Annotated in this window: 24 protein-coding genes; 12 read left to right on the forward strand and 12 right to left on the reverse strand. The window is 66.5% G+C overall.

Features of this window, described 5'->3' with window-relative positions; genetic code table 11:
• The 3 genes from typA to FFS68_RS00015 form a co-directional block, all read right to left on the reverse strand.
• A partial coding sequence (typA, locus tag FFS68_RS00005; RefSeq protein WP_137751261.1) for a translational GTPase TypA occupies positions 1-1,680 on the reverse strand: 1,680 nt, incomplete at its 3' end.
• Between the two features lie 94 nt (positions 1,681-1,774).
• Entirely contained in the window at positions 1,775-2,674 is a 900-nt protein-coding gene (locus tag FFS68_RS00010) for a hypothetical protein (RefSeq protein ID WP_137751262.1), read from the reverse strand.
• A gap of 41 nt (positions 2,675-2,715) precedes the next feature.
• Positions 2,716-3,651, reverse strand: coding sequence for a tetratricopeptide repeat protein (locus FFS68_RS00015; protein ID WP_137751263.1), 936 nt, complete (start codon positions 3,649-3,651; stop codon positions 2,716-2,718).
• A 220-nt stretch (positions 3,652-3,871) separates the two neighbouring features.
• Here FFS68_RS00015 and FFS68_RS00020 point away from each other — a divergent pair, with 220 nt between their 5' ends.
• From FFS68_RS00020 to FFS68_RS00030, 3 genes are read left to right on the forward strand one after another with little or no spacing between them, the layout of a single operon-like run.
• Positions 3,872-4,504, forward strand: coding sequence for a GbsR/MarR family transcriptional regulator (locus FFS68_RS00020; RefSeq protein WP_212742307.1), 633 nt, complete (start codon positions 3,872-3,874; stop codon positions 4,502-4,504).
• Positions 4,491-5,879, forward strand: a complete 1,389-nt coding sequence (locus FFS68_RS00025; RefSeq protein WP_137751264.1) for a cytochrome ubiquinol oxidase subunit I — start codon at positions 4,491-4,493, stop codon at positions 5,877-5,879. The genes FFS68_RS00020 and FFS68_RS00025 overlap by 14 nt, the downstream gene beginning before the upstream one ends.
• Entirely contained in the window at positions 5,876-6,883 is a 1,008-nt protein-coding gene (locus tag FFS68_RS00030; RefSeq protein WP_137751265.1) for a cytochrome d ubiquinol oxidase subunit II, read from the forward strand. The genes FFS68_RS00025 and FFS68_RS00030 overlap by 4 nt, the downstream gene beginning before the upstream one ends.
• A 436-nt stretch (positions 6,884-7,319) precedes the next feature.
• Here the strand turns inward: FFS68_RS00030 and FFS68_RS00035 are convergent, their stop codons facing one another.
• Positions 7,320-7,970 (reverse strand): 5'-methylthioadenosine/S-adenosylhomocysteine nucleosidase, encoded by a 651-nt coding sequence (locus FFS68_RS00035; RefSeq protein ID WP_137751266.1) that lies wholly within the window; start codon positions 7,968-7,970, stop codon positions 7,320-7,322.
• 195 nt (positions 7,971-8,165) lie between these two features.
• Here FFS68_RS00035 and FFS68_RS00040 point away from each other — a divergent pair, with 195 nt between their 5' ends.
• From FFS68_RS00040 to FFS68_RS00050, 3 genes are all read left to right on the forward strand, one after another.
• Positions 8,166-9,137 (forward strand): bile acid:sodium symporter family protein, encoded by a 972-nt coding sequence (locus tag FFS68_RS00040; RefSeq protein ID WP_137751267.1) that lies wholly within the window; start codon positions 8,166-8,168, stop codon positions 9,135-9,137.
• Between the two features lie 66 nt (positions 9,138-9,203).
• On the forward strand, positions 9,204-10,415 hold the full coding sequence (locus tag FFS68_RS00045; RefSeq protein ID WP_137751268.1) for a toxic anion resistance protein: 1,212 nt from the start codon (positions 9,204-9,206) through the stop codon (positions 10,413-10,415).
• 8 nt (positions 10,416-10,423) lie between these two features.
• Positions 10,424-11,149, forward strand: a complete 726-nt coding sequence (locus FFS68_RS00050) for a hypothetical protein (RefSeq protein WP_137751269.1) — start codon at positions 10,424-10,426, stop codon at positions 11,147-11,149.
• Positions 11,150-11,228: 79 nt separating this feature from the next.
• Here the strand turns inward: FFS68_RS00050 and FFS68_RS00055 are convergent, their stop codons facing one another.
• Genes FFS68_RS00055 through FFS68_RS00065 form a run of 3 tightly spaced genes read right to left on the reverse strand, consistent with a single transcriptional unit; the run spans position 11,229 to position 12,671 of the window.
• The gene (locus FFS68_RS00055; RefSeq protein ID WP_137751270.1) at positions 11,229-11,552 is read right to left on the reverse strand and encodes a hypothetical protein; all 324 of its coding nucleotides are present in this window, start codon (positions 11,550-11,552) and stop codon (positions 11,229-11,231) included.
• Positions 11,549-12,154 (reverse strand): RNA polymerase sigma factor, encoded by a 606-nt coding sequence (locus FFS68_RS00060; RefSeq protein WP_137751271.1) that lies wholly within the window; start codon positions 12,152-12,154, stop codon positions 11,549-11,551. The genes FFS68_RS00055 and FFS68_RS00060 overlap by 4 nt, the downstream gene beginning before the upstream one ends.
• Positions 12,081-12,671 (reverse strand): hypothetical protein, encoded by a 591-nt coding sequence (locus FFS68_RS00065; protein WP_137751272.1) that lies wholly within the window; start codon positions 12,669-12,671, stop codon positions 12,081-12,083. Before FFS68_RS00065 ends, FFS68_RS00060 begins: the two co-directional genes overlap by 74 nt.
• A gap of 280 nt (positions 12,672-12,951) precedes the next feature.
• On the opposite strand from FFS68_RS00065, the gene hutC (FFS68_RS00070) reads away from it, so the two are divergent.
• Entirely contained in the window at positions 12,952-13,743 is a 792-nt protein-coding gene (gene hutC / locus FFS68_RS00070) for a histidine utilization repressor (protein ID WP_137751273.1), read from the forward strand.
• Between the two features lie 4 nt (positions 13,744-13,747).
• Here the strand turns inward: hutC (FFS68_RS00070) and FFS68_RS00075 are convergent, their stop codons facing one another.
• The 5 genes from FFS68_RS00075 to FFS68_RS00095 form a co-directional block, all read right to left on the reverse strand.
• Positions 13,748-14,482 carry a PepSY domain-containing protein gene (locus tag FFS68_RS00075; RefSeq protein ID WP_137751274.1) on the reverse strand — a complete coding sequence of 245 codons (735 nt, stop codon included), beginning with the start codon at positions 14,480-14,482 and terminating at the stop codon, positions 13,748-13,750.
• Positions 14,479-15,183, reverse strand: coding sequence for a PepSY domain-containing protein (locus FFS68_RS00080; RefSeq protein WP_137751275.1), 705 nt, complete (start codon positions 15,181-15,183; stop codon positions 14,479-14,481). Before FFS68_RS00080 ends, FFS68_RS00075 begins: the two co-directional genes overlap by 4 nt.
• A 10-nt stretch (positions 15,184-15,193) precedes the next feature.
• Positions 15,194-17,896 (reverse strand): TonB-dependent receptor, encoded by a 2,703-nt coding sequence (locus FFS68_RS00085; RefSeq protein ID WP_137751276.1) that lies wholly within the window; start codon positions 17,894-17,896, stop codon positions 15,194-15,196.
• 259 nt (positions 17,897-18,155) lie between these two features.
• Complete coding sequence (gene hutC, locus FFS68_RS00090) at positions 18,156-18,878, reverse strand: histidine utilization repressor (protein WP_137751277.1); 723 nt, start codon at positions 18,876-18,878, stop codon at positions 18,156-18,158.
• Positions 18,875-20,251 (reverse strand): formimidoylglutamate deiminase, encoded by a 1,377-nt coding sequence (locus FFS68_RS00095; RefSeq protein ID WP_137751278.1) that lies wholly within the window; start codon positions 20,249-20,251, stop codon positions 18,875-18,877. Before FFS68_RS00095 ends, hutC (FFS68_RS00090) begins: the two co-directional genes overlap by 4 nt.
• A gap of 84 nt (positions 20,252-20,335) precedes the next feature.
• Here FFS68_RS00095 and hutI point away from each other — a divergent pair, with 84 nt between their 5' ends.
• The 5 genes from hutI to FFS68_RS00120 are packed head-to-tail and all read left to right on the forward strand — an operon-like array spanning position 20,336 to position 26,112.
• A complete protein-coding gene (gene hutI / locus FFS68_RS00100) occupies positions 20,336-21,535 on the forward strand; it encodes an imidazolonepropionase (RefSeq protein WP_137751279.1) in 1,200 nt (399 codons plus the stop codon).
• Positions 21,532-23,061: a histidine ammonia-lyase gene (gene hutH / locus FFS68_RS00105; RefSeq protein ID WP_137751280.1), complete on the forward strand. Its 1,530-nt coding sequence runs from the start codon at positions 21,532-21,534 to the stop codon at positions 23,059-23,061. The genes hutI and hutH overlap by 4 nt, the downstream gene beginning before the upstream one ends.
• Positions 23,058-23,879, forward strand: a complete 822-nt coding sequence (gene hutG / locus FFS68_RS00110) for an N-formylglutamate deformylase (RefSeq protein WP_137751281.1) — start codon at positions 23,058-23,060, stop codon at positions 23,877-23,879. Before hutH ends, hutG begins: the two co-directional genes overlap by 4 nt.
• Entirely contained in the window at positions 23,876-25,558 is a 1,683-nt protein-coding gene (gene hutU / locus FFS68_RS00115; protein ID WP_137751282.1) for a urocanate hydratase, read from the forward strand. The genes hutG and hutU overlap by 4 nt, the downstream gene beginning before the upstream one ends.
• Positions 25,555-26,112 carry a HutD family protein gene (locus FFS68_RS00120; RefSeq protein ID WP_171003685.1) on the forward strand — a complete coding sequence of 186 codons (558 nt, stop codon included), beginning with the start codon at positions 25,555-25,557 and terminating at the stop codon, positions 26,110-26,112. Before hutU ends, FFS68_RS00120 begins: the two co-directional genes overlap by 4 nt.
• Positions 26,113-26,116 lie beyond the last annotated feature (4 nt).

Below are 26,116 nucleotides of genomic sequence, written 5' to 3' on the forward strand. Positions count from 1 at the left end.
CAGGCGGATCGCGTCGTCCTTGCCGGTCGAACGGAAGTTCGTCAGCTGCTTCGACTTCATCGGGTTGACTTCCAGGTCGTCGGGCTTGGCATTTTCGCCGATGATCATCCCCTCGTACAGCGCCTCGCCGGGCGAGACGAACAGGATGCCGCGCTCTTCGAGCGGGCCGAGGGCATAGGCCACCGCATCGCCATTGCCGTTGCTGATCAGGACGCCATTCTTGCGGCCTTCGATATTGCCCTTGTGCGGGCCATATTTCTCGAACAACCGGTTCATGATCCCGGTGCCGCGGGTGTCGGACAGGAATTCGCCGTGATAGCCGATCAGGCCGCGCGACGGGCCGCTAAAGGTGATGCGGGTCTTGCCGCCGCCCGACGGACGCATGTCGGTCAGGTCGGCCTTGCGGACCTGCATCTTCTCGACAACCGTGCCCGAATGTTCGTCGTCGACGTCGATGACGACGGTTTCATACGGTTCGGTGCGCTTGCCCGCCTCGTCCTCGCCATACAGCACGCGCGGGCGGCTGATGCCGAGTTCAAAGCCTTCTCGGCGCATCGTTTCGATCAGCACGCCGAGCTGAAGCTCGCCGCGGCCGGCGACTTCAAAGCTGTCCTTGTCGGCGCTTTCGGTGATGCGGATCGCAACGTTCGTTTCAGCTTCGCGGAACAGGCGGTCGCGGATCATGCGGCTCGTCACCTTGCTGCCTTCACGCCCCGCCATCGGCGAATCATTGACTGCAAAGCGCATCGACAGCGTCGGCGGATCGATCGGCTGCGCCGCGATCGGCTCGCTCACGCTGGTGTCGGCGATGGTGTTGGCGACGGTCGCCTGCGACAGCCCGGCGATGGCGACGATGTCGCCCGCGCGCGCCTCTTCGACCGGAACCCGCTCGAGCCCGCGGAACGCCAGCAGCTTCGATGCGCGGCCGGTCTCGATCACCTTGCCGTCCATGTCGAGCGCGTGGATCGGCTGGTTGACCTTGATCGTCCCCGACTGGACGCGGCCGGTCAGGATGCGGCCGATGAAATTGTCGCGGTCGAGCAGCGTCGCGAGGAAGGTGAACGGACCGTCTTCGGGCAGGCCGGGGGTCGGGACGTGGCTGACGATGGTTTTGAACAGCGGTTCGAGCGTGCCGTCGCGCGCGTCGGCGCTTTCCGACGCATAGCCGCCGCGGCCCGAGGCATAGAGGATCGGGAAATCGAGCTGCTCGTCATTGGCCTCGAGGGTCAGGAACAGCTCGAACACTTCGTCGAGCACTTCCGCGGCGCGCGCGTCGCTGCGGTCGATCTTGTTGACGACGACGATCGGCTTCAGGCCCAGCGCGAGCGCCTTGCCGGTGACGAACTTGGTCTGCGGCATCGGGCCTTCGGCGGCGTCGACGAGCAGGATGACGCCATCGACCATGCTCAGGATCCGCTCGACCTCACCGCCGAAATCGGCGTGGCCCGGCGTGTCGACGATGTTGATCCGCGTCGTATCGTCACCCTCGCCCCATTCGACCGAGGTGCACTTCGCCAGGATGGTGATCCCGCGCTCCTTTTCCAGATCGTTCGAATCCATCGCGCGCTCTTCGACGCGCTGATTGTCGCGGAAGGTGCCCGATTGGCGGAACAGCTGGTCGACGAGGGTGGTCTTGCCGTGATCGACGTGGGCGATGATCGCAATATTGCGCAAAGACATGCGGAGAGCCTTGATGGGAGGGGGCAGCGCGCAGGGCACCGCGAAACGCCGCGCCCCTAACAGAAGCGGTGCTGCGGCGCAACAAAATTGCCGGTCAGTCGGGTGGGCGCGCGCGGTCGGCGAGAGCATGGCGGAGATGCGCCGGATCGTAGAGCGACACGGCTTCGCGTTGGCGCAGCCGCAGCCCCAGCTTGGCGACAAAGCGCGCATGCCATTTATCGAGCGCCGGGCGCCAGCCTGTATCGCCGTCGCCGATGCGCGCAAGGTCGCGCGACGCCATCACCAGATCGCGGCGAAGCGCGGCATGGCGCGCCGCCGCGTACCGTTCATCGATCAGCCCGAGCTGGTGCCGCGCGGCGGCGATCAGCTGGCGGCGGAGCGCGCGATCATCACCGCCGACCGCCCTGGCCCCGGCGATGCTTTGGTCGATCAGCCGGAGCTGGTCCGCCAGCCGGAGCGGCTGCGCCTGGTCATCGCCGGCCGGGCAGCGGCCGATCGTCCGGACATAGGCGGCGAGTGCATCGAGCGTCGCCGCGCTGGGCTCGGCGCCCGAAAACTCCTCGACCACGAGATTGCGGATGAAGCGCGTCAGATCGGGACGGTCGGCGGCGCGCGACACCTTCCCCGGCATGGCGAGGTCGGGAATCGCGACGGGATCGAACCGCCCGTTCGCCCGCTGCGGCCCGAAAAAGCTGTTGGTGACATCGGCGGTGCCGGGCGCACTCGACAGCTGCGGCATTAGGAAATGCGGATTGTCCCGGCCGCTGCGGTGGCACGCGGCGCAACTGAGCCCCGCTTTCGACGCTTGCCCGCCGAGCAGCGCCGGGCTGTTGAACAGCGCCTCTCCCGCCGCGATCGGCGGCGGCGAATCGCTTGCTACGGCGTCGGCGCGCGAACATTGGCGCGGCTGCTGGGCCAGCACCGCCCATTCGGCGTCCGGGGCGGTCCACCGCAGCGCACCCGCAAAGGGCGATGGGCCGCTGGCGGCAATCACCGCCGGAACGGCGAAAGCCAGCGCCAGCGCCAGCGCGACGGCTAGCTGGCGGATGGCTTCACCTCGGCAATCCAGCGCCGCAGTTCATCGGCCTCGTAACAGCCGAACCCGCACAGCGCGTCGAGCCGCGCCAGATTGGCGCGCGCCCCGGCGAGGTTACCTCGTTCGATTTTCAGCTCGCCCTGATATTCCAGCGCGCCGCGATGGTCGGGCGCCACCGCCAGCGCGGTGCGATAATAGGCGTCGGCGCGATCGAAATTGCCGAGCTTGCGATGCGCAAAGCCGAGATAGGTCAGGATGTCGGGGTGCGGTCCCGCGGCCCACAGCGCCGAATCGAGCAGGGCGATCGCCGCGTCATAGCGCCGCTCGTTGATCAGCCCGACCGCAGTAACATAATGACCATCGATCGCCGCCGCATCGGCAAAGCGGACATCGGGAACCACCACCGCCGACGTTTGGCCGCCCGCTGCAATCGCAGCCTCGATCGCCGCCAGCGCGCTCGCCAGCTTCGCCGCGTCGGCGCAGCTGCCCGCGCAGCTCGCGTGCAGCGCCTTGACCGCAGCCAGCTGTTCCTGCGCGCGCTTGGCGTCGCCCGCCCGGGCGGCCGCGACGCCCAGGTCACGCCGCGCCTCGATCAGCGTGGCGTCATATTTGACCGCCGCGTCGAGCGGGCGGATCGCCTTTTTATACTCGCCCGCACCAAGCAGGCTGGCGCCGAGCATATATTGCGCCTGCGCGTTGCGCGGCACGACATCGACCACCTTGCGAAATGAACTGGCGGCATCCTTGAACCGGCCGGCCTGAAACGCCGCGACGCCCTTTTGATATTCGGCCGCGGGGTCATAGGATGGCCCCGACGCGCTGGGTGCCGATCCACCACCGCCGCCCCCGCCGCCCGCCGCCAGAACGGGCGCCGCCACGGCCAGCGCCGCCGCGAGCATCGAAATGCCCAGACCAGGTCCAACAGCACGCCGCATCGCACCCTCCTTTAAGGAAACATCGCAGCGGCACAGCCGGAAATGCCGCCCGTCGCGCCGCTGCGGTTCGGCGGGCCTGACCGATCGGGGCGCCACGGACGCCGACCGATCGCCCGCGCAGACTACGCCGATTTGCGCCGCTCGGCAATGAGCGAGCCGCACTCTTCATTAGTTTCAATAATTATTGAAATTTTAGAAATTGCGATATATGAATCCCGGCATGGATATGTCTCCCACCCCCGATTCTCCAGCGGCGGCCCCGTCCCCGCCGTTCCGGCTCTCCCCGCTCGCGCAGGCGTTTGTCCTGCATTTCGGCGAGATGGGGAGCCGCTGGGGGATCAACCGCACCGTCGGCCAGATTTACGCGATGCTGTTCCTGGCCGACGCGCCGCGCCATGCCGAGGACATCGCCGACGCGCTGACCCTGTCGCGCGGCAGCGTGTCGATGGGGCTGAAGGAACTCGCAAGCTGGAACCTCGTCCAGCTCCGCCATGTCCCCGGCGACCGGCGCGACTATTACGAAACGCCGCGCGACGTGTGGTCGATCTTTCGCACCCTGGTCGAGGAGCGCAAGAAGCGCGAGATCGACCCGACGCTAACCACGCTGCGCACCCTGTTGATGGAACCCGCGACCGATGCGTCGGACCGTTTCGCACAGGAACGCATCGCCGCGATGCACGAACAGATCGAGCTGCTGACCGACTGGTATGCCGAAATGCGGCGACTCGACAGCGAACGGCTGCTCCAGCTGCTGCGGCTCGGCGAGCGAGTGGTCAAGGCGCTCGAGTTCAAGGACCGCATGCTGGGGCGGGGCAAGGCGGTGACGACGGAGGCCGACCATGGACGGACTTGACCCGCTGATCCTCGCGCGCATCCAGTTTGCCGCGAACATCAGTTTCCATATCCTGTTCCCGACGATCACGATCGCGCTCGGCTGGGCGCTGCTCGGCTTCAAGCTCGCGTATAATCGCACGAAAGACGAAGCGTGGATGGATGCATACCGCCTGTGGGTGAAGGTCTTTGCGCTGAGCTTTGCGATGGGGGTGGTGTCCGGCATCACGATGAGTTTCCAGTTCGGCACCAACTGGCCGGGCTATATGGAAAAGGTCGGCAATGTCGCGGGGCCGTTGCTCGCTTATGAAGTGCTCACCGCCTTTTTCCTCGAAGCGGTGTTTCTGGGTATCATGTTGTTCGGATTCAGCCGCGTTCCCAACTGGGTCCACACGCTGGCGACTTTGCTCGTCGCGGGCGGCACGACGCTGTCGGCCTTCTGGATCATCGTGCTGAACAGCTGGATGCAGACCCCGGTCGGCTATGAAATCCGCGACGGCGTTGTCCATGCCACCGACTGGTGGGCAATCATCTTTAACCCGTCGATGCCGTACCGGCTAACCCATATGCTGATCGCCTCGGCGCTGACCGTCGCCTTCCTGATCGCCGGGATGTCGGCGTGGCGCTGGCTGAAGGACGGCGGCGGCGAAGGCGTGCGGCGGACGCTGAAGGCCGCGGTCTATGCCGCCGCGCTGCTGATCCCGGTGCAGATTTTCGTCGGCGACATGCACGGGCTCAACACGCTGGAGCATCAGCCGCAAAAGATCGCGGCGATGGAGGCGAATTGGGAAACCCGCAGCCATGTGCCGCTGGTGCTGTTCGCGATCCCCGACGAAAAGGCGCGCACCAACCATCTGGAAGTGGCCGTGCCGTCGGGCGCCAGCCTGATCCTGAAGCATGAAGCGGCGGGCGTCGTCCCCGGGCTCAACGACTATCCGGGCAACCACCCGCCGGTCGGGCCGCTGTTCTGGGGTTTCCGGGTCATGGTCGGGATTGGCGTCCTGATGCTGGCGCTGTCGTGGCTCGCCGCCTGGACGATTCGGCGGCGCGGGGTCGATGCGATGCCGCGCTGGCTGGCGCGCGCGCTCGTCGCGATGACCTTCAGCGGCTGGGTCGCGACGCTAGCGGGCTGGTATGTCACCGAAATCGGGCGCCAGCCGTGGCTGGTCACCGGGGTACTCAAGACCGCCGACGCGGTCGGCCCGGTCGGCAGCGCGATGGTGGCAAGTTCGCTCACGCTGTATCTGGCGGTCTATGCCGTGCTGCTGACCGCCTATATCGCGGTGCTCTATCGCCTCGCCCGGCTCGGCAAGGCGGCGCCCGAGGGCAAGCCGATGTTCCCGCTGCCCGGGGTCGCCGAAGGTCCGGCCGAACCGCAATCGGAGGCGCCCGCATGACCCCGTTCATCGATCCCTGGTGGCTGCCCGTCATCTTTGCCGGGCTGATGGGGCTGTCGATCCTGCTCTATGTCATCCTTGATGGCTATGACCTCGGCGTCGGGATGCTGACGCGGCTGGAGAAGGATGAGAATCGCGATTTGATGGTCGCGTCGATCGGGCCGTTCTGGGACGCCAATGAGACGTGGCTGGTGCTCGGCATCGGGTTGCTGCTGGTGGCGTTTCCGGTCGCGCACGGGCTGATCCTGACCCAGCTGTACTTGCCTGTCGTGCTGATGCTGATCGCGCTGATCCTGCGCGGCGTCAGTTTCGAATTCCGCGCCAAGGCGGCGCCCGAGCATAAGCAGCGCTGGGACCATGCGTTCTTTGCCGGGTCGCTGCTCACCGCGCTGTGTCAGGGCTATATGCTCGGCGCCTATGTGCTGGGGTTCGACCAGAGCTTTGCGGCGGTGCTGTTCTGCCTGCTCGCGGCATTGGGGCTGGTCGCGGGCTATGTGTTCGTCGGCGCATGCTGGCTGATCTACAAGGTCGAGGGCGATTTGCAGAAGCGCGCGGTGCGTTGGGCCGAGGTCAGCCTGTGGGCGACGGCCCTCGCGATGGCGATCATCTCGATCGCGACGCCGCTGCTCTCCCAGCGCATCTTCGATCGCTGGTTCCGCCTGCCCGAGATTATCGCGCTGCTGCCGATCCCGATCGCCGCCGCGACCTTGTTCGTCGGCCTGGCGATTTTCCTGCGCCGTCCGCTGCGCGCCAGAGACGAGCTGTCATGGGTGCCGCTGGCGACCGCGGGCATCCTCTTCGCATTGGGCTTTGTCGGCATCGCGTACAGCTTCTACCCCTATCTGATCGCCGACCGGCTCGACATCTGGCAGGCGGCGGCGTCGCCCGAATCGCTGAGCATCATCCTGATCGGGGCGTTGTTCGTGCTGCCGGTGATCTTGGGATATTCGATCCTGTCGCACTGGATTTTTCGCGGCAAGGCGACGCATTTGAGTTATGAGTAGCTGACCACCGCTTTGGGGTGGCGAGCATTCATTGCCATCTTCGGTTATCCGGGGCCCGGGCTGCGATCCGGTCGGCGCATGGGCCGGGCCATCATACCAAAGTTCAGGAAAGTTCAGCCTCGTGCAGCGCCGCATTTGTCGCGCTCGGCGGACAGAGGGCGGCTGGTTCCTGGCCGCATCCGCAATCCGGGCGGCGATCGCTTTTGCCTGTAAATTGAAAGAGCTGAGATGAAGGCTGGCACAGCGGAATAATGTAGGACAGCTTTTTTTGAGCTGCGGATGGCGATTTTGGGGTGGGGAGCTGCCATCGGTTTCCCCACCTTTGTCATCCCGGACTTGATCCGGGATCCATCGCGGCGTTGAAGTCATGGACCCCGGATCAAGTCCGGGGTGACGATTATAGAGAGGTCGCGTTGCGGTCGAAACCGGTTGTTGGTCACAGCATCGCCACCAACCGCTCGACCGCTTGTCCCGCCTGACGCGCGGCGCGGATCAGATTCGCCTGAAAATCGCCGCCGCTGGCGTCGTTCGCCTCGTCGGTCACCGCCTTGATCGCCGCCCAGGGCTTGCCCAGCCGCACCGCGGCCTGCGCCACCGCGCCGACCTCCATATCGACCAGCGTCGCGCCGAGCGATTGCAGGTCGGCGGCGGCGGTGGGGCAGGCGACGAAGCTGTCTCCGCTGGCGATCCGCGCGTGGGGCAGGCCGAGGCCTGGGTCGGGCATGGCGGTGAAATGCGCTTCACCGGCCTCGCCCATCGGCCAGTCGCCGGCGCGATAGCGGCGGAAGGTGCCGGGGTGAACCGCGCCATAGTCATGCTGCAGCGCCTCGGCGATCCAATAGGCGCCGGGGGCCGCGCCGAGCGCGCCGCAGGTGCCGGTCATCAGGATCCGGTCGACGTCGGCACCGTACAGGCCAGCGGCGAGCGCGGCGTTGACCTTGCCGAGGCCGCAGGTGGCGATAGTGAGACTGTGGTTGTGGACGGTGAGGCGGCGGAGGGGGATTGGGGTGAGTTCGGGGGTGCCGGTGCCCGGAAACAGGGCGTCGGCTTCTTCGGGGAGCGCGGCGAGGATGAGAAGGTTGGGCATTGCGCCTCTCTAATCCCCTCTCCGTTCGTGTCGAGCGAAGTCGAGACACGCTAGGACCGCGCCAGACGTCCCTCGACTTCGCTCGGGACGAACGGCCCTTAATGAGCGGAAGGTTGCGGATGATCCTCCCCATGGCTTCGCCACAGGGAGGATCATATTCTTGCCAAACCACCCTCACCCCGCCATGGCTCCTCCATGCTTTCCCGCATCTTCCCCGACCGCTTCGTCCCCATCCTGCTCGGCACGATCCTGCTCGCCAGCCTGCTGCCCGTGCGCGGCGCCGCGGTGCCGATTGCGCAGGGGGTGTCGACCGCGGCGATCGTCCTGCTGTTTTTCCTCAACGGTGTGCGCCTGCCCCGCGACGAGGTCCTGCACGGCATCCGCAACTGGAAATTGCAGGGCAGCGCGCTGCTTTTCTGTTTCGGCGTCATGGCGCTGATCGGGCTCGGCGCGCAGCTGGCGACTGCGGCCTTGCTGCCCGCGACGCTCGCGCTGGGCTTCCTGTTTCTCGGCATCCTGCCCTCGACCGTCCAGTCGGCGACCGCGGCGAGCAGCATGGCGGGGGGCAATGTCGCGGCCAGCGTCGTCGCGGCGGCGCTGCTCAACCTGATCGGCGTCATCGCCTCGCCGCTGCTGTTTGCGGCGCTCGCGGGCAGCGCGGGCGAAATCAGCGGCGCCGCGGCGCTGCGTATCGCCCTGATCCTATTGCTGCCGTTCATCGCGGGGCAGTTCGCACAACGCTGGCTGCGGCCATGGGTGCTGACACACAAGGGGCTAACGACGATCATGGACCGCACCGCAATTGCCGTCGCCGTCTATGTCGCCTTTTCCGCCGCAGTGGTCGCAGGCATCTGGGACCAGCTCGACAGCCGCGAGATTGCGATTGTGTTCGGTGCCGTCGCGGTGCTGCTGATACTGTCGTTCGGCGGCGCCTGGGGCCTGGGCGCGCTGCTGCGGCTCGCGCGTCCCGACCGCATCAGCTTGCTGTTTTCGGGCGCGCAAAAGAGCATCGCGGTCGGCGCACCGCTCGCCGCGACGCTGTTTCCGCCCGCGATCGCCGGCATGGTGCTGGTCCCGATCCTCGTCTATCATATGGCGCAACTGATCCTGTCGGCGTGGATCGCGCCGGGGCTGAATCGCCGCGCACAGAGTGTAGTGCTTGAATAACACAGGGCCGCGTGCCATATAGGCAAGTGGCCCCACTTTAGACCTTGCGGGGTGGAAGGACGAGACATGAGCGAAGTGACGGCAACTGCAACCGTGACCGACGAGCTGAAACTGACCCCGCCCGATCCGGTGCCCGTGGTGTCGCCCGAAAAAGCCGCCGGCCTGGTCCCGCTGTCGGGCGAGCAGAAATCGAAGCTGGAAGAGCGCGTCGACGGGTTTATCGAAGACCTTGTCGCGCAGGACGTCAATTCGCCCGCCTTTGGGCAAAAGGTCGACCAGATCACCAACATGGGCCGCAAGGAAATGCTGGAGGCGGCGAACCAGTCGAACCGTTTCCTCGACCGCCCGATCAAGGCGATGGACCGCGACAGCGACATCGGCCTGAACCTGATCGAGCTGCGCAACACCGTCGAGCGGCTCGACCCGTCGTCGAACGGCAAGCTGATGTCGAAGCGCGGCATCCTCGACAAATTGTTCGGCAGCAGCGTCACCAATTATTTCGCCAAATATCGCAGCGCCCAGTCGCATATCTCGGGCGTGCTCAACGCGCTGGCGAACGGCAAGGACGAGCTGTTGATGGACAATGCCGCCATCGACGTCGAACGCCGCAAGCTGTGGGAGGCGATGGGCAAGCTGGAGCAGATGGTCCACATCGCCCAGACGCTCGACGCCAAACTCGAAGCGAAAGCCGAGGAGCTCGACAGCAGCGACCCGGCGAAAGCCAAGGTGCTGCGCGAAAATGCGCTGTTTTACGCGCGCCAGCGGACGCAGGATTTGCTGACCCAAATGGCGGTGACGGTGCAGGGCTATCTCGCGCTCGACCTCGTTAAAAAGAACAATGTCGAGCTGGTGAAGGGGGTCGATCGCGCCAGCACCACCACCGTCGGCGCATTGAAGACCGCGATCACCGTCGCGCAGGCGATGACCAACCAGAAACTGGTGCTCGAACAGATCACCGCATTGAACACCACCACCGCGAACATCATCGACGGCACGTCAAAGATGCTGAAGGACAACACCGCGCGCATCCACGAACAGGCGGCGTCGAGCACAATCCCGATGGAAACGCTGCAGCGCGCGTTCCAGAATATCTATGACACGATGGACGCGATCGACACCTTCAAGCTGAAAGCCCTCGACAGCATGAAGACGACGGTGACGACGCTGGAGGGCGAGGTCGCCAAGTCAAAGGGCTATATCGCGCGTGCCGAGGGTGCGAGCCAGGCGCAGGCGAGCGTCGGCGGCGCCGAAAGCCCGCTCGCGTCGCTCGAAGGCTAAGGCACATCATGACGATGAGCGAAGTCGACAAGATCCGGGTCTCGGCCGCATCGGCGATCGAACGGTCGCGCGAGCGCCGCCGCCCGATCGGGACCAAAAGCGTCGCGCTGCGCCGCCAGCATCTCTACAAAAAGCTGGGCCGGGTGCTCGTCGCCGCGGGCGTCGTGCTGATCGGCGCGGCCTTGTTCGGCGCGCTGATCCAGCCGCTGGGCTTCATCGGCCTGCTCGCGCTGTTCGTGCTGCTGATCGGGGTCGCGGTGCTGTTCGGCCGCTCGCCCTTTCCCGAACCGCGCCAGGCCGATTTGCCCAAGACCGACCTCAAGCAACTGGCGGGGCGCACCGAAATCTGGCTCGAGGCGCAGCGCCCGATGCTGCCCGCCCCGGCGCGCACGTTGGTCGATGGCATCGGCGTCCAGCTCGACCTGCTCGCGCCGCAGCTCCAGACGCTCGACCCCGGCGAACCCGCGGCGGCGAATATCCGCAAGCTGGTTGGCGAAGATCTGCCCGAACTCGTCGCGGGTTATCAGCGCATCCCGGCGGGGCTGCGCGGCGAAGCCCATGCCGGGCGCACCCCCGACGAGACGCTGGTCGGCGGGCTGAAGATGCTGGAGGCCGAGATCGGCAGCGCCGCGCGCAGCCTGGCGGCGGGCGAACTCGACAAGCTCGCGACGCGCGAACGCTATCTCCAGCTCAAATATCAGGGCATCGACGGCGAGGATTCGCCGGTCGGTTAGAAACCGAAGGCTCGGGATTATTATCTTCGTCATTGCGAGCGAAGCGAAGCAATGACGATATTATGAAGTCCCTTACCGCTTACGCACTCCGCCAGCGCTGCACCCCGAACCAGAGCAGCAGGACGAGCAGCAGCGGTGGCGCGAGTCCCCAATGCGTCGATCCGGCCAGCGGCGCCGGCAGCGGCGCCGATGACAGCAGCCACAGCGCCGCGAGCAGCGCGCCGACCGCCAGCGCCTCGAACCCAAAGCTGCGCCAGAAGCGCGCGCGGGCGCGGGCGTAGGCGGCCTGCGCATCGATCGCCCGCTCGACCTGGACGGTAAAGGCGCGGTCGCCGGGGCGCGGCGGCGGCGCCAGCAGCGCGGTCAGCATCGCATCGATGTCCGTCTGATTCGGCGCCGTCATGCGTCCGCTCCTTCGCCGATCATCTTCTGCGCCTTGGCGCGCCCGCGCAAGACCAGCGATTTGAGCGTGCCGAGCGGCACCCCCATGATCTCCGCCGCGTCGCCATGCGACCAGCCATGGCCGAAGCACAATGTGAGCGCGGCGCGTTCCTGCGGCGACAGGGCGCCGAGCAAGCGGTCGGCGTCGATCGCCGCATCACTCGCGCCGCGCGGGTCGGTGGCGGTTGCGACGTCATCGCCTTGGGCCAGCCCCTCGCGCCGCTGCGCGGTGCGCCGCTGGTCGAGGAACAGGCGCCAGCCAATCCCCATGATCCACGCCGCATAACTCCCCTGCCCCCGAAAATCGCCCGCGCGCTGCCACGCGCGAACAAAGGCTTCCTGCGCCAGATCGTCGGCATCGCATCCCGCGGCGCGGGCCAGGAAGGCGCGCAATCGCCCCTCATGCCGCAGCACGAGCAGCTGGAAAGCGGCACGATCCCCCCCGGCAACCCGCTGGTTGAGAGCCCAATCTTCATCGGCGCGTCCCTTTTCACGCAGCGGCGCGCTCCTCGGCAGCCGCGGCGCGCGCGAGGCGGCGGCGGACGAGAAGTGCGATGCCGACAAAGGTCGGGAACAGCGCGGCGCCCGCCGCGGCCCGGATCAGCTGCTCATGCCCCTGGATCACCCCGAAACCCGCCATCGCCAGGCCGATCGCAATCAGCACCAGCGCGTTGCGATCGTCGCCCGGGGCTTCGGGGCTCTGGCCGCCGATATGTTCATAGGGCTTGTTGAGCTTTTCGATCAGCGGGCTGACCGCGTCGGACTTCGCCTCCAGCGCGCGGCGGATCGAGCGGTGGAGCATCCACGCATGGAGCAGCCGCGCGAGCAGGAAAAAGCCGACGGTGAACAGCGCCACAAAGGTCGCATTTTCGACCAGGCGGAAAAAGCCGTCGCTGATCGCAACCAGTTCGGTGGTCGGCGGCGGCGCGGGCAACAGCGCCGCGATGTCGCGCGGGTCGATATAGGCGGCCACATCGGCCGGATTGATCACCTGCTGCGGCAACGTCACGGGCGCCACCGTAGCGGCGGGCGCCGCGGCGGCGGCGGGGGTGGTGGCCGCGGCGGCCATCAGAAAATTCATCCTCATTCTCCTTCATGCCGCATCGGCATGGTGAAACACAGGCGGCGGCTTACAGCAAGGCGGGGATAATCTGCACCGGGGAGCACAAATCAACCGCCGCGCGAAGCCGCCGCCCGGACCGGCGCGCTGTCCGGTCAACAGCTAGACGGCGCGGCGGCCGCCAGTGGATGCACGGCAGCGAAAGATTTCTGACCTGGCCCGGAGCCCCCCGCTGGCCCGGCGCGGGTCGCAACCCATTCTTTTACCTGGCTGCCCGTGGGCGAACTTGTATAGACGGCTGATGACATCGTCGCGCACCAGCAAGGCTCTTGTTTCAAACCATCGCGGCCGCGGCGCCGCACCGCCCCATGCAACCACCGCCAGCGAAACGACCCCGCGCTACGTGGTGATCAAACAAAGCATTTGCGATGCCGTCCGTGACGGCCGCCTCCTCCCCGGCGACCGCGTCCCATCGGAGGCCGAGCTGGTTCAACAGTTCGACGTGTCGCGGATGACCGCGAACCGGGCGCTGCGCGAGTTGCAGGCGGCGGGGGTCGTCGTGCGCCGCGCCGGCAGCGGATCGTTCATCGCGCAGCCCAAGCCGATCGGCCAGATGATTGAAATCCGCAATATCGCCGAAGAAATTCGCGAACGCGGCCATGTCTATCGGGCGCGCGTGATCCAGAATATCGAAGAACGCGCCGCCGCCGAGACCGCGGCGTTGCTCGAAATACCCACCGGCACCCGGATTTTCCATTCGATCATCGTCCATCACGAGGCCGAGTTTCCGATTCAGCTCGAGGAACGTTTCGTGCTGGCGTCGGCGGCGCCCGATTACGGCAAGCTGGATTTTACGCAGTTGACCCCCAATGAATATCTGACCCGCACCGCGCCGCTTGAGCGCGTCGAACATCGGGTCTGTGCGACGATGCCCGACGCCCGGACGCGGAGTATGCTGGGCCTGACCGACAGCGAGCCGGTATTGCGGATGACGCGCCGCACCTGGAGCCGCGGCCGGTTGGTGTCGCATGCCTGGCTGACCCACCCCGGCACCCGTTTTGAACTGTCCGCCGCCTTTTCGATCGACGACTGAGGCGTCAGGGCGCGCTGCGGACGACGACGGGTTTGCGGCGGCGGCGCAGCCAGCGGAAATCGGCGCGGCTGAAACTTTTGAACAACAGATAAAAGCCGGTGCCCGACATCCACAATGTCCCAAAGGCGACAAAGATGATCAGCGGATGGTTGAAGCTCGACCGGTTCACATAATCCATGTTGTGGAGCATCCAGAAGAAATCCCACGTTCGCCACGTATCGCCGCGCATCACCAGGAAACGCGCGGTATCGAGCGAGACATAAGCGCTGCTGTTCTCGGCATCGGCGAAATCCACCCGCCACATCGCCCCCGCATGGTCGCGCGCCTCGAGATTCGCCTTGGGCAGCACGCTGACGTCGCGGATCGGCGCGTCGTTCATCATCGCCGCAACGTCGCGGGCCACCGCGGCGTCGACGCGAATATCCGCGCCGGTCGTCGCATCGACCAGGCGGACCCCCTTGGCCGATTGCACCTCATAGACCGGTCGCGTGCCCAGATCGCGCAGGACAATCCCGGTGATCGCTTCGCCGCGCCGCAACGCCGCGACATCGACATAGTCGCCCGCGGGGAGCGGGTGGGCATGGGTCATCCCGGCGCCGTGACCGCCGACCTTGTCCTTGTCGAGCAGCGCCATCACCGAGCCGCTGAGCGCCCAAAGCAGGAACTGCAGGCCCAGGATCAACCCGACCCATTTGTGGATGCGCCGGAAAAACAGCGGCGTCAGTCGAATGCGTTTCATGCCGGCTTCCTCTTGCGGCGCTTGAACGACCAGATCAGCAACCACGCCCCGCTGATCGCCATGGCAAAGGCGCTCCAGGTTGCGATCCGCAGCAGCGGGTTGTTGACGTCGGTGCGTTCGTCATAATCCATGATGTGGAGCATCCAGGCGAAGTCGAAAACGCGCCACAAGGCATGGCGGCGCGAGATCAGTTCGCCCGTCGTCGGCGACAGATAGAGCGTCGGGCGGTTCCAGCCCTCAAACTCGACCTGCCAATAGGGCGGCTGGCGCGCCTGCATCTCCTGCGGTGCTATGGTCAGCAGACGCACCGACACGATCTTGCCATCGCCGGTGTAGATGCGCCGCGCCTGCTCGCGGACCTGGGACTCGGTCAGAGCAGGCAGCGGCGCCCCCGACCGAGCGTCGAACAGCTGCGCGCCTTCAGGGGTTTCGGCGCGCCAGACCGGCTCGCCCGCAAATCGTTGGAGACGGAGCTCGGACACCCCCGGCGCCGCCGCGACGACCTGTGACGGCGCGACAAAGCCATCGAGGTCGAAGGGCTGCGCCGCCGGGGCGCGCACCAGATGATCGCCATGAATGATGTCGATATGAACCGCCACCATGTAAAGGCCGGTCAGCGTCCAGAGCAAAGCCTGGACACCGACCACCAGGGCCAGCCATTTATGGGTGCGCCGGACGAGCAGCGGCCAATGGATCGCCATGTCGATACCCTCAGAAAGCCGTGCGGAAACCGACGTAGAATCGCCGTCCGAGCAGGTCATAGGTCATGGTGTCGGTGTTCGCATCGGTAAAGCTCTGAATGTAGGGCGCCTTGCGATCAAACAGATTATCGACGCCGAGCTGGAACCGCGTCTTTTCGTCAACCTCGAACGCGAGCTGGAGATTGTGGTAAAACACATTGGGGGTGCGATAACCGATTTCGCCGGGGTCCGCGTTGAAGTCGGTCGCCTTGCCGATCCACTGGGTCGACCAGGTGGCGCTGACGCCATCCTTTTCGGCGGTCAGTACGCCATAGCCGCGCCATTTCGAATAGCCGCCGTTGCCGCCGCCGATAAATCCGTCGAAGTCGATCGGGGCGCCGCCCGGAAACGGCAGGACGACATATTTGTTGAGGTAGGTCAGGTTGACGTCGAGCGACAGGTTCACGCTGCCGATGCCGCCCGCGTAAACGAGGCCCAAGTCAAGGCCGTTCATTTCCTCACGCCCGGTATTGATCGGCTGCGCGGACAGGAAGGTGACCTCACCGGTCAGCGCGCTGCGGGTGAAATCGTCGCAGAAGGGGTGCGACAGGTTTGTGCTGGCATAGCAGATGGCGAGCTTGGTCGAGCCCGGAATGGCGCGGATCGCATCCTTGATCTTGATGTCGAACCAGTCGGCGGTCAGCGACAGGCCGGGGACCAGCCCCTTGGGCGACACGACCGTGCCGACGGTCCAGGTCGTCGAGCTTTCGGGCTGGAGATCCTGATTGCCGCCGACGGTGGTCAGGATCGTCGTGCCGAGCTGGACATAGTTCGCCGGCACCCCCGACGCCTGGCAATTGGCGATCAGCCCCGCATTGCCGCTCGTCGTATAGCGCGAGCAGGGATCGGTGGTGGTAAGATTGCCTTCCGACACCCCGCCAAACAATTCGGGGACGTTGGGGATGCGGAATCCGGTGCCATAGGTGCCGCGCAGACGCACGCTGTCGCTGATCATCCAGTCGAGGCTGGCCTTATAGTTCCAGTCGCTGCCGAACAGGTCATAGTTGGAATAGCGCACCGCCCCGCCTAGGGTCAGCGCCTCGAAAAACGGCCGGTCCGCGAGGATCGGTACCGACAGTTCGAGATAGGCCTCTTTCGCAACGCTGGTTCCCGAGATCGGGCTCTGCTGGTTGGTGTTGGCGATCCCGAGCACGGTCAGCGGATCGGGATCGCGCCAGCCCTTTTCCTTGCGATACACCGCGCCCGCCGCGAACGCGACCGGCCCCGCGGGCAGCGTGAACAGATCGCCGTTGAGGTCGGCGGTCACCGTCGCCAGTTCGTTGCCGCCGCGGTCGCGCGATGTGAAGAGGATATAATCGAGCACCTGCGGGGTCAGATCGCCGAAGCCCAGATAGTCGCCGCACGGAATAGCCGCGCCCGCCGCCGGGCTGCAAATGCTGGTGTTGATCGTGTTGCGGACGCGCTCGAGGTTGGCGATGTTGGTCGAACCATCGACCGCGGTGTTGCGGCCAAAGGCGCCCGCGACTTCCCAGCCCCAATCGTTCGCCAGCTTGCCGCGCAGGCCGAAGCTGCCCTGCCAGGTGTCGGTTTCCTGAAAGAACTGGCGCGGCCCCGGCTCGGCCAGGCGGCGCTGGATCAGGACGATATTCTGGCCGGTCGGGTTGGTGGGGTTGCTCGCCGCGATCGACAGGTTGCGCAGCGTGCCCGGCGACGCAATCTGGTTCGACTTGCGGAAGGCATAAAGAAACTCGCCGAACGCTTCGATGCTGTCGGTCAGGTCATAATCGGCGAAAAAGGCGGTGCTCACGCGCTCGACCGGGCTGACCGCGTTCAGGAACGGGTTCGAATTGAAATTATGCTTGGCGGCGCTGTACGGTTCAAAGAAATTGCCATTGCCGCCCGGAACCTGATTGAAATTGATCTGCTGGCCGTTGGGCAGCACCGCGCGGCCGCCGATCGTCGAGGCGCTGTTGACGCAGCTGAGCGCGCCCGGCGTCGTTTCGGCAAGCGAGCAGGGCGCGCGCGTCGCCATGTTGACCGCCCTGGTCTTTTGATAGGTCACCGCCGCCATAAAGCCGCCGCGATCGCCCCGCACGCCCCACAGCAGGTCGGCGGTGAAATCGGATCCGTCGCCCTGTTCGGTGATCCCCTGACGGACGCTGAGGCCGAGGCCTTCATAGTCGGTGCGGGTGACGAGGTTGACGACGCCCGCCATCGCATCGGCGCCATAGATCGCTGACGCGCCGTCCTTCAGGACGTCGGTGCGCGCGAGCGCGGCGACCGGGATCATGTTGAGGTCGGGCGACGAGTTGGCGCCGGTGCCCCCCGCGACCAGACGGCGGCCATTAAGCAGCACGAGGGTGCGCTTGATGCCCAGGCCGCGCAGGTTGACCTGCGCCGTGCCATAGCCGTTGTTCGCCCAATAGGCCGAGGTCTGGTTGCCCGCAAAGCCAGCGTTGGCGGGCAAGCGCTGCAGCAGGGTTTCGATATTGACCAGACCGGTATTTTCGATCTGCTCTGCGGACACGACGGTTGCCGGACCGACACCGGCAAGATCCTGCCGCCGGATACGCGATCCGGTGACGATGATGTCGCTGCCCGCATCGCCGCTCTCGGCGGTGGGCGCGGAGGCCGCGCCGTCCTGCCCGACGGCCGGCGTTGCAATCACGGCAACGACTGCCACGCTCGCGAGCAAAGATTTTCTGATCGACATGGCGAAACCCCCTTTGGTTATCCGATGAACCTAAGAGAGCATCAATTGTATATACAGGTCAATAGAAATTATTGATTGATATCAATGATTTGGCGGCACGAGATCGGGATGCACCCGACATATGGAATACGCACCCCGAACCACCACCCCTCAAGGCTTGCGACATTTTTTTTCACGGCGCTGCAAGCGACGAAAGTCGGCGGCCGCAAGCACCGGCGTTGACGTAATAAAATTACGCTGGCGCGCAGCGAGGCCGCGGTCAGCCAGCCGCCATGCTGCGCGCCGATCCAAAGCGGGCGATCAGGTCATAGGCTGAGCCGACGAAATGCTGGCGCACCAGCGTAATCCCCTCGTCGGCGCGCCAGGTTCGCCGTTCGACAAACAGGCAGGCCGACCCCGGCGGCAGATGCAACCGCGCCGCGATGTCACGATCGGCGGGCACGGCGGCGATGCGGGTTTCGGCTTCGGTCCAGGGCACGTGACGCAGCAGCCAGGCGCCGGGCGACGACCCGTCGAACGCCTGCTCCGCGATCTCCGGCACCGCGGTCAGGCTGATCAGTCGCGCCTCAAAGGCCAGCGGCGCATCGTCGGCGAAATGCACCCCCTCGATCAGCAACAGGTCGCCGCTGCCGGCGAGCTGAATTTCCTCGGCATCGCCGACGCCCGGCTGTTTCACGATCCGCTGCGTCAGGTCAAAGCGGTAGCGTTGCCCACGCTGCACCACCTCCTGCTCAAGATCGGGGACGTCGAGCACCATCGAATGGACTTTGGGCCGCGCGACGAACGAGCCGGCGCGCTTGCGCCGGTCGATCAACCCCGCCGCGGCGAGCGCCGACAACGCCTTGTTGACCGTCATCCGCGCACAGCCATAGTCGCGCTGCAATTCCTGTTCGGTCGGCAGGCGCGCGCCCGGACGCAAGGCCCCCGACAGGATCGCCGCCTCGATCTCGCTGCGGATGCGCTCGTGCAGCGGCAAGGTCACGCCACGAGCGCCGCCAGCGCCTGGCGATAGCGCGCCGCGACCCGATCGCGCGCGACGTGACGGCCGCCCTCGACCACGACCTCGCCGCGGCGCCAGACCCTGTCGATCGCGCCGCGTCCCGCCGCGAACAGCAAGCCGTCGAGCAGCGATCCGGCCGGTCGGCCGGCGAGCGTCGGATGATTGGCATCGAGGCTGACCATGTCGGCGACATGACCGACCGCAAGGCCGCTCGGCATCCCCAGCGCCTGCGCCCCGCCACGCAGCGCGGCCTCGAACAAATCCTGCCCGGTCGATCGCCCCGGCGCGGCGGCCATGACATTGCGCGACCGCGCGAACAGGCGCTGGCCATATTCCAGCAAACGCAGCTCCTCGGTCATGTCGATCAGGACGTTGGAATCGGACCCGATCCCGAACCGTCCGCCAGCCGCCTGAAAATCGGCGGCGGGAAATAGCCCGTCGCCAAGATTGGCCTCGGTGATCGGACAAAGCCCCGCCACCGCCCCGCTGCGCGCCAGGGCGCGGGTTTCGGCGCCGGTCATGTGGGTGGCGTGGACAAGGCACCAGCGCGCGTCGATCGCGGCGTGATCGAGCAACCATTCGACCGGTCGCTTCCCGCTCCACGCGACACAATCATCGACCTCCTTCACCTGTTCGGCGATGTGGATATGGATCGGCCCTGTCCCGGCCAGTGGCTGCAGCTGCGCCAGTTCGTCGGCGGTCACCGCGCGCAGGCTGTGCGGCGCGATGCCAACGACTGCATCGGGCAGCGCCGAAGCGCCGACGCGCGCCGCATCGAGCAGCGCGGCAAAACTATCGATGCCGTGGACAAAGCGGCGCTGCCCAGCGGTCGGCGCCGCGCCGCCAAAACCGGCGTGGGCATAGAAAACCGGCAAGTGCGTGAGGGCAATGCCGCTGTCCGCGGCGGCCGCGAAGATCGCCTGGCTCAGTTCGGCCGGATCGGCATAAGCGGCGCCCGCCGGATCATGATGCAGATAGTGAAACTCGCCGACGCGGGTGAAGCCGGATTCGAGCATTTCGACATAGGCCAGCGCCGCGACGGCGCGCAACTGGTCGGGCGCGATCCGGTCGACAAAGCGGTACATGATCTCGCGCCAGGTCCAGAAACTGTCGTCGCCCGGCCCGCGCAGTTCGGCCAGCCCCGCCATCCCGCGCTGAAAGGCATGGCTGTGGAGGTTCGGCATGCCGGGCAGGCCGATCGCGTGGCGCGCGTCGCCGGGCTGCGGCGCGGCACCGGGAATGACGAACGAAATGAGGCCGTCGGTGACGCCCATGCGAACCTGCTGCGCCCAGCCATCCGGCAATAGCATCTGCCCGAAATGAAAGGTCCGCTGGGCCTCTGCATCATCGATCATCTCATACCCTCCGATCCGCTCAATTATGTCTATACATTATTGCCGATCAATGCAATGTGTCGCGGCGGAAAGGAGATTCGAGCGATGCGATGCGACCGAATTTGGCGCGACGCGCGGCTGGCGACGATGGCCGGCGACGGCATGGGGCTGATCGAACAGGGTCTGGTCGCCGCAACCGACGGCGTCATCGTCTACGCCGGTGCCGCGGCGGACGCCCCCGCGCTCGACCCGGCCGAAACCATCCGCTGCGACGGGCGCTGGATGACACCGGGACTGATCGACTGCCACACCCATCTGATCCACGCCGGCGACCGCGCCCGCGAATTCGAGATGCGGCTCGACGGCGCGTCCTATGAAGCGATCGCGCGGGCCGGGGGCGGGATCGTGTCGACGATGCGCGCGACCCGCGAAGCCAGCGAGGACGAACTCGTCGCGGGCGCCCTGCCCCGCCTCGACGCGCTGATCGCCGAGGGGGTCACGACGGTCGAGATCAAATCGGGCTATGGGCTCGATACCGCCAGCGAGATCCGGATGCTGCGCGCCGCGCGGCGGCTCGGCAGCGAGCGCCGCGTCCAGGTCGCCACCACCTTCCTCGGCGCCCACGCCCTGCCGCCCGAATATGCCGGCGACGCCGACGGCTATATCGCAATGCTGGTCGACGAGATGCTGCCCGAGGTCGCGCGGCTCGGGCTGGCCGACGCGGTCGACGCCTTTTGCGAAGGCATCGGCTTCAGCGCCGCCCAGACGGCGCGGGTGTTCGACGCCGCCAAGCGCGCCGGACTGCCGGTCAAACTCCACGCCGAACAGCTATCGAACCAACATGGCAGCGCACTGGCAGCCGGATATGACGCGCTGTCCGCCGACCACCTCGAATATCTCGACGATGCGGGGATCGCGGCGATGGCCGCATCGGGCACGGTCGCGACGTTGCTGCCGGGCGCTTATTATTTCATGCGCGAGACGCAGTTGCCGCCGGTCGATGCCTTGCGCCGCGCCGGGGTGGCGATCGCGATCGCGACCGACTGCAATCCCGGCACCTCGCCGCTCACCTCGTTGCTGCTGACGATGAACATGGGCGCGACCTTGTTCCGCCTGACCGTCGCCGAATGTCTGGCCGGGGTGACGCGCAATGCCGCACGGGCGCTCGGGCTGACCGACCGCATCGGGACGCTCGAGGCCGGCAAGCGTTGCGACCTCGCGATCTGGGACGTCGAACGCCCCGCCGAACTTGTCTATCGCATGGGGTATAACCCGCTCCATGCCCGTATCTGGAGTGGTCGATGACCGACATTTTGCTTGTTCCCGGCACCGCCTCGCTCGCCGACTGGCGCGCCATCTATCGCGGCGCCGTGCCCCGGCTCGACCCGGCATCGGCGCCGCGCATCGCCGCCAGCGCCGCCGCGGTCGGACGCATCCTGGCGCATGGCGAGCCCGTCTATGGCATCAACACCGGCTTTGGAAAGCTGGCGAGCGTCCGCATCGACGACGCCGACCTCGCGACCTTGCAACGCAATATCGTGCTCAGCCACGCGGCGGGGGTCGGCGATCCGTCGCCGGTGCCGGTGATCCGGCTGATGATGGCGCTCAAACTCGCCAGCCTGGCGCAGGGCGCGTCGGGGGTGCGGCCCGAAACCGTCGCGTTGCTCGAAGCGATGCTGGTCCACGGGCTGACCCCGGTGATCCCGGCGCAGGGATCGGTCGGCGCGAGCGGCGACCTGGCGCCGCTGTCGCACATGGCGGTGACAATGATCGGCATGGGCGAAATCTTTGTCGCGGGCGAACGTCTGCCCGCCGCCCAAGCTCTGGCAAAAGCCGGCCTGACGCCGATCGAACTCGCCGCCAAGGAAGGCCTCGCGCTGCTCAACGGCACGCAATTCTCCGCCGCCAATGCGCTTAGCGGTTTGTTCGAGACCGAATTGCTGTTCCAGTCGGCGCTGGTCACCGGCGCGCTGTCGACCGAGGCCGCCAAGGGATCGGACACCCCGTTCGACCCGCGCATCCACGAACTGCGCCGCCATCGCGGCCAGATCGAGGTCGCGGGCGCGCTGCGCGGCCTGATGGCGGGATCGCCGATCCGCGCCAGCCATCTGGAGAACGACACGCGGGTGCAGGACCCTTATTGCCTGCGCTGCCAGCCGCAGGTGATGGGCGCGGTGCTCGACCTGTTGCGGCAGGCCGCGACGACGTTGGCGATCGAGGCGAATGGCGTTTCGGACAATCCGCTGATTTTTCCGGAGACCGACGAAGCCCTGTCGGGCGGCAATTTCCACGCTGAGCCCGTCGCCTTCGCCGCCGACATGATCGCGCTCGCGATCTGCGAGATCGGGTCGATTTCCGAGCGCCGCATCGCGATGCTCGTCGACCCCGCCTTGTCGGGGCTGCCCGCGTTCCTGACCCCGCGGCCCGGGCTCAATTCGGGCTTCATGATCCCGCAGGTCACCGCCGCGGCGCTGGTCAGCGAAAACAAGCAATGTGCCTATCCCGCCAGCGTCGATTCGATCCCGACCTCGGCGAATCAGGAGGACCATGTGTCGATGGCGGCACATGGCGCGCGGCGCCTGCATGGCATGGCGGCCAACGCCGCCGCGGTGATCGCGATCGAATGGCTCGCCGCGGCGCAGGGGGTCGATTTCCACGCCCCGCTGCAATCGAGCGCGGCGCTCGAACGGGCGCATCGCCTGCTGCGCGAAAGCGTCCCGACGCTCGCCGACGACCGCCATTTCCACCCCGATATCGCGGCGGCAAACGCGCTCGTCCGGTCGGGCGCGCTGGCGGCGACGGCAGGCGACCTGCTCCCCGGCATCGCATGACCGACTGGCTCGACATCAGGCGCGGCGAGGCGCCGCTGGTGGTGGCGTTTCCGCACACCGGAACCGATCTGGCCGATACCGGCGCCGCCTTTCGCTGCGAATGGCTCGCCCGCCGCGACGCCGACTGGTGGGTCGACCGGCTCTATGATTTCGCGACCGACCTCGGCGCGACGATGGTCCGCACCGGCATTTCGCGCAGCGTCATCGACGTCAACCGCGATCCGTCGGGGGCGTCACTCTACCCGGGGCAGGCAACGACCGAGCTGTGCCCGACGACGACCTTCGACGGCGAACCGCTGTACCCCGATACCGGCCCCGACGCCGCCGAAATCGCGCGGCGCCGGGCGCGGTGGTTCGATCCCTATCATGCCGCCATCGCAGCCGAGATCGCGCGCCTGCGCGCGATCCACCCGCGCGTCGTCCTCTACGACGCCCATTCGATCCGCAGCCAGGTCCCGCGCCTGTTCGACGGCGAACTGCCGCAATTCAACATCGGCACCAATGGCGGACAGACGTGCGATCCTGACCTGACCGAAGACGTTATCGACGCAATTGACGCCGACGATTGGTCGATCGTCGTCAACGGCCGCTTCAAAGGCGGCTGGACGACGCGCCATTATGGCCACCCCCAACAGGGCATCCACGCCATCCAGATGGAACTCGCAATCCGCGGTTACATGGATGAACCCGGTCATCCGAGTGAAGCCAATTGGCCGCCCCCCTTTGCCCCGCAGCGCGCCGCGCCGCTCGCCGCGACCCTGAACGATATTTTGAAGGCGTGCATCGAATTTGCAACGCCCACGAAAGGACAGACATGACCCGCCCCCTCAACCCGAGACTCGACAACAGCCGCATCATCAAGGCGCCCACCGGGACCGAACTGTCGGCCAAAAGCTGGCTGACCGAAGCGCCGCTGCGGATGCTGATGAACAACCTCCATCCCGACGTTGCCGAGCGCCCCGAAGAACTCGTCGTCTATGGCGGCATCGGCCGCGCCGCGCGCGACTGGGAAAGCTATGACAAAATCGTCGAAACGCTGCGGCGGCTGGAAGGTGACGAGACCCTGCTCGTCCAGTCGGGCAAGCCCGTCGGCGTGTTCCGCACCCATGAAAACGCGCCGCGCGTGCTGATCGCCAACTCCAACCTGGTCCCCCATTGGGCGAATTGGGATCATTTCAACGAACTCGATAAGCGCGGGCTGGCGATGTACGGCCAGATGACCGCCGGATCGTGGATCTACATCGGCACCCAGGGCATCGTGCAGGGCACGTATGAAACATTTGTCGAGATGGGCCGCCAGCATCATGGCGGCAGCCTCGCGGGCAAATGGCTGCTCACCGCCGGGCTTGGCGGCATGGGCGGCGCCCAGCCGCTCGCCGCGGTGATGGCGGGCGCGTCGTGCCTGGCGATCGAATGTCAGCCGAGCCGCATCGAAATGCGGCTGCGCACCGGCTATCTCGACGCTTCAGCCGCGACGATCGAGGAAGCGATGGCGATCATCGAACAGAGCTGCGCCGACCAGCAGCCCGTCTCGGTCGGGCTGCTCGGCAACGCCGCCGAAATCCTGCCCGAACTGTATCGCCGCGGCATCCGCCCCGACCTGCTCACCGACCAGACGAGCGCCCACGACCCCGTCAACGGCTATCTTCCCGCTGGCTGGAGCGTCGCCGAGTGGATCGACAAGCGCGAAAGCGATCCCGCCGCGGTCGCCAAAGCCGCCAAGGCGTCGATGGCGGCGCATGTCCGCGCGATGCTCGATTTCCAGGCCGCGGGCGTGCCGACCACCGATTATGGCAACAATATCCGTCAGGTCGCAAAGGACGAGGGGGTCGAGAATGCGTTCGATTTCCCGGGCTTTGTCCCCGCCTATATCCGCCCGCTGTTCTGTCGCGGCATCGGTCCGTTCCGCTGGGCCGCGCTGTCGGGCGATCCCGAAGACATCTACAAGACCGATGCCAAGGTGAAGGAGCTGCTGCCCGACCACCAGGATCTCCACCGCTGGCTCGACATGGCGCGCGAGAAGATCCAGTTTCAGGGGCTACCCGCGCGCATTTGCTGGGTCGGGCTGGGCGACCGCCACCGGCTGGGGCTCGCCTTCAACGAGATGGTGGCGAATGGCGAGCTGAAGGCGCCGATCGTCATCGGCCGCGATCATCTCGACTCGGGCTCGGTCGCCAGCCCCAATCGCGAAACCGAAGCGATGCGCGACGGCAGCGATGCGGTGTCGGACTGGCCGCTGCTCAACGCACTGCTCAACACCGCCAGCGGCGCGACCTGGGTGTCGCTCCACCATGGCGGCGGCGTCGGCATGGGCTTTTCGCAGCATAGCGGCATGGTGATCGTCGCCGACGGCACCCCCGAAGCCGCGGCGCGGCTGGGGCGCGTGCTGTGGAACGACCCGGCGACGGGGGTGATGCGTCACGCCGACGCGGGATATGACATCGCACTCGATTGCGCCCGCGACAAAGGTCTCGACCTGCCCGCCATCACCGGGTGACCGGCGTCCTGCACCTTGCCAGCCGCGCCTACACCGCGCGGCCGTGGCGGAACGGCGGCGGCGTCACCCACGACGTCGTCACCGTTCCGGCGGGCGCGGGCGACGATGATTTTTGGTGGCGCGCGAGCATCGCGACGATCGCCGCCGCCGGGCCTTTTTCGGTCTGGCCCGGGATCGATCGCGCGTTCCTGTTGCTGCGCGGCGAGCTATTGCTGACGATCGGCGATGCCGGTGAGCGGCGGATCGCCCTCGGCGCGCCGCCCATCCAGTTCGCCGGCGAGGCGGCGGTCGCGGCCCGGCCCGTCGACGGCCCCTGCACCGTGTTCAACCTGATGGCGCGGCGCGGGCGCAGCCGGATCGCGGTGGATCGCTGGACGGCGGCGCGGCCCAGCGCGGCGGCGCAAATCCTGTTGCTGGCCGAGCAGCCGACGACGGTGCGCGTCCACGGCGATGCACTGGAGCTGGCGCAGCACGACGCGCTGCTTTTGACGGGTGGGGTTCCCACCGGTCTGGAATTCGATCGACCGCTGATCATTGCCGAAATCTTCGACTAGCGGG

Source organism: Sphingopyxis sp. L1A2A (assembly GCF_005502465.1).
Taxonomy (GTDB): Bacteria; Pseudomonadota; Alphaproteobacteria; order Sphingomonadales; family Sphingomonadaceae; genus Sphingopyxis.

Bases quoted from the DNA above. Each gene is read 5' to 3' on its own strand.
- hutG (WP_137751281.1), top strand. From the start codon at position 23,058: ATGACCGACTGGCTCGACATCAGGCGCGGCGAGGCGCCGCTGGTGGTG.
- FFS68_RS00040 (WP_137751267.1), top strand. From the start codon at position 8,166: ATGCTTTCCCGCATCTTCCCCGACCGCTTCGTCCCCATCCTGCTCGGC.
- FFS68_RS00085 (WP_137751276.1), bottom strand. From the start codon at position 17,896: ATGTCGATCAGAAAATCTTTGCTCGCGAGCGTGGCAGTCGTTGCCGTG.
- FFS68_RS00055 (WP_137751270.1), bottom strand. From the start codon at position 11,552: ATGACGGCGCCGAATCAGACGGACATCGATGCGATGCTGACCGCGCTG.
- FFS68_RS00020 (WP_212742307.1), top strand. From the start codon at position 3,872: ATGGATATGTCTCCCACCCCCGATTCTCCAGCGGCGGCCCCGTCCCCG.
- hutI (WP_137751279.1), top strand. From the start codon at position 20,336: ATGCGATGCGACCGAATTTGGCGCGACGCGCGGCTGGCGACGATGGCC.
- FFS68_RS00075 (WP_137751274.1), bottom strand. From the start codon at position 14,482: ATGAAACGCATTCGACTGACGCCGCTGTTTTTCCGGCGCATCCACAAA.
- hutC (WP_137751273.1), top strand. From the start codon at position 12,952: ATGACATCGTCGCGCACCAGCAAGGCTCTTGTTTCAAACCATCGCGGC.
- FFS68_RS00030 (WP_137751265.1), top strand. From the start codon at position 5,876: ATGACCCCGTTCATCGATCCCTGGTGGCTGCCCGTCATCTTTGCCGGG.
- FFS68_RS00045 (WP_137751268.1), top strand. From the start codon at position 9,204: ATGAGCGAAGTGACGGCAACTGCAACCGTGACCGACGAGCTGAAACTG.
- hutH (WP_137751280.1), top strand. From the start codon at position 21,532: ATGACCGACATTTTGCTTGTTCCCGGCACCGCCTCGCTCGCCGACTGG.
- FFS68_RS00035 (WP_137751266.1), bottom strand. From the start codon at position 7,970: ATGCCCAACCTTCTCATCCTCGCCGCGCTCCCCGAAGAAGCCGACGCC.
- FFS68_RS00080 (WP_137751275.1), bottom strand. From the start codon at position 15,183: ATGGCGATCCATTGGCCGCTGCTCGTCCGGCGCACCCATAAATGGCTG.
- FFS68_RS00050 (WP_137751269.1), top strand. From the start codon at position 10,424: ATGACGATGAGCGAAGTCGACAAGATCCGGGTCTCGGCCGCATCGGCG.
- FFS68_RS00015 (WP_137751263.1), bottom strand. From the start codon at position 3,651: ATGCGGCGTGCTGTTGGACCTGGTCTGGGCATTTCGATGCTCGCGGCG.
- FFS68_RS00095 (WP_137751278.1), bottom strand. From the start codon at position 20,251: ATGATCGATGATGCAGAGGCCCAGCGGACCTTTCATTTCGGGCAGATG.
- hutU (WP_137751282.1), top strand. From the start codon at position 23,876: ATGACCCGCCCCCTCAACCCGAGACTCGACAACAGCCGCATCATCAAG.
- FFS68_RS00025 (WP_137751264.1), top strand. From the start codon at position 4,491: ATGGACGGACTTGACCCGCTGATCCTCGCGCGCATCCAGTTTGCCGCG.
- FFS68_RS00065 (WP_137751272.1), bottom strand. From the start codon at position 12,671: ATGAATTTTCTGATGGCCGCCGCGGCCACCACCCCCGCCGCCGCCGCG.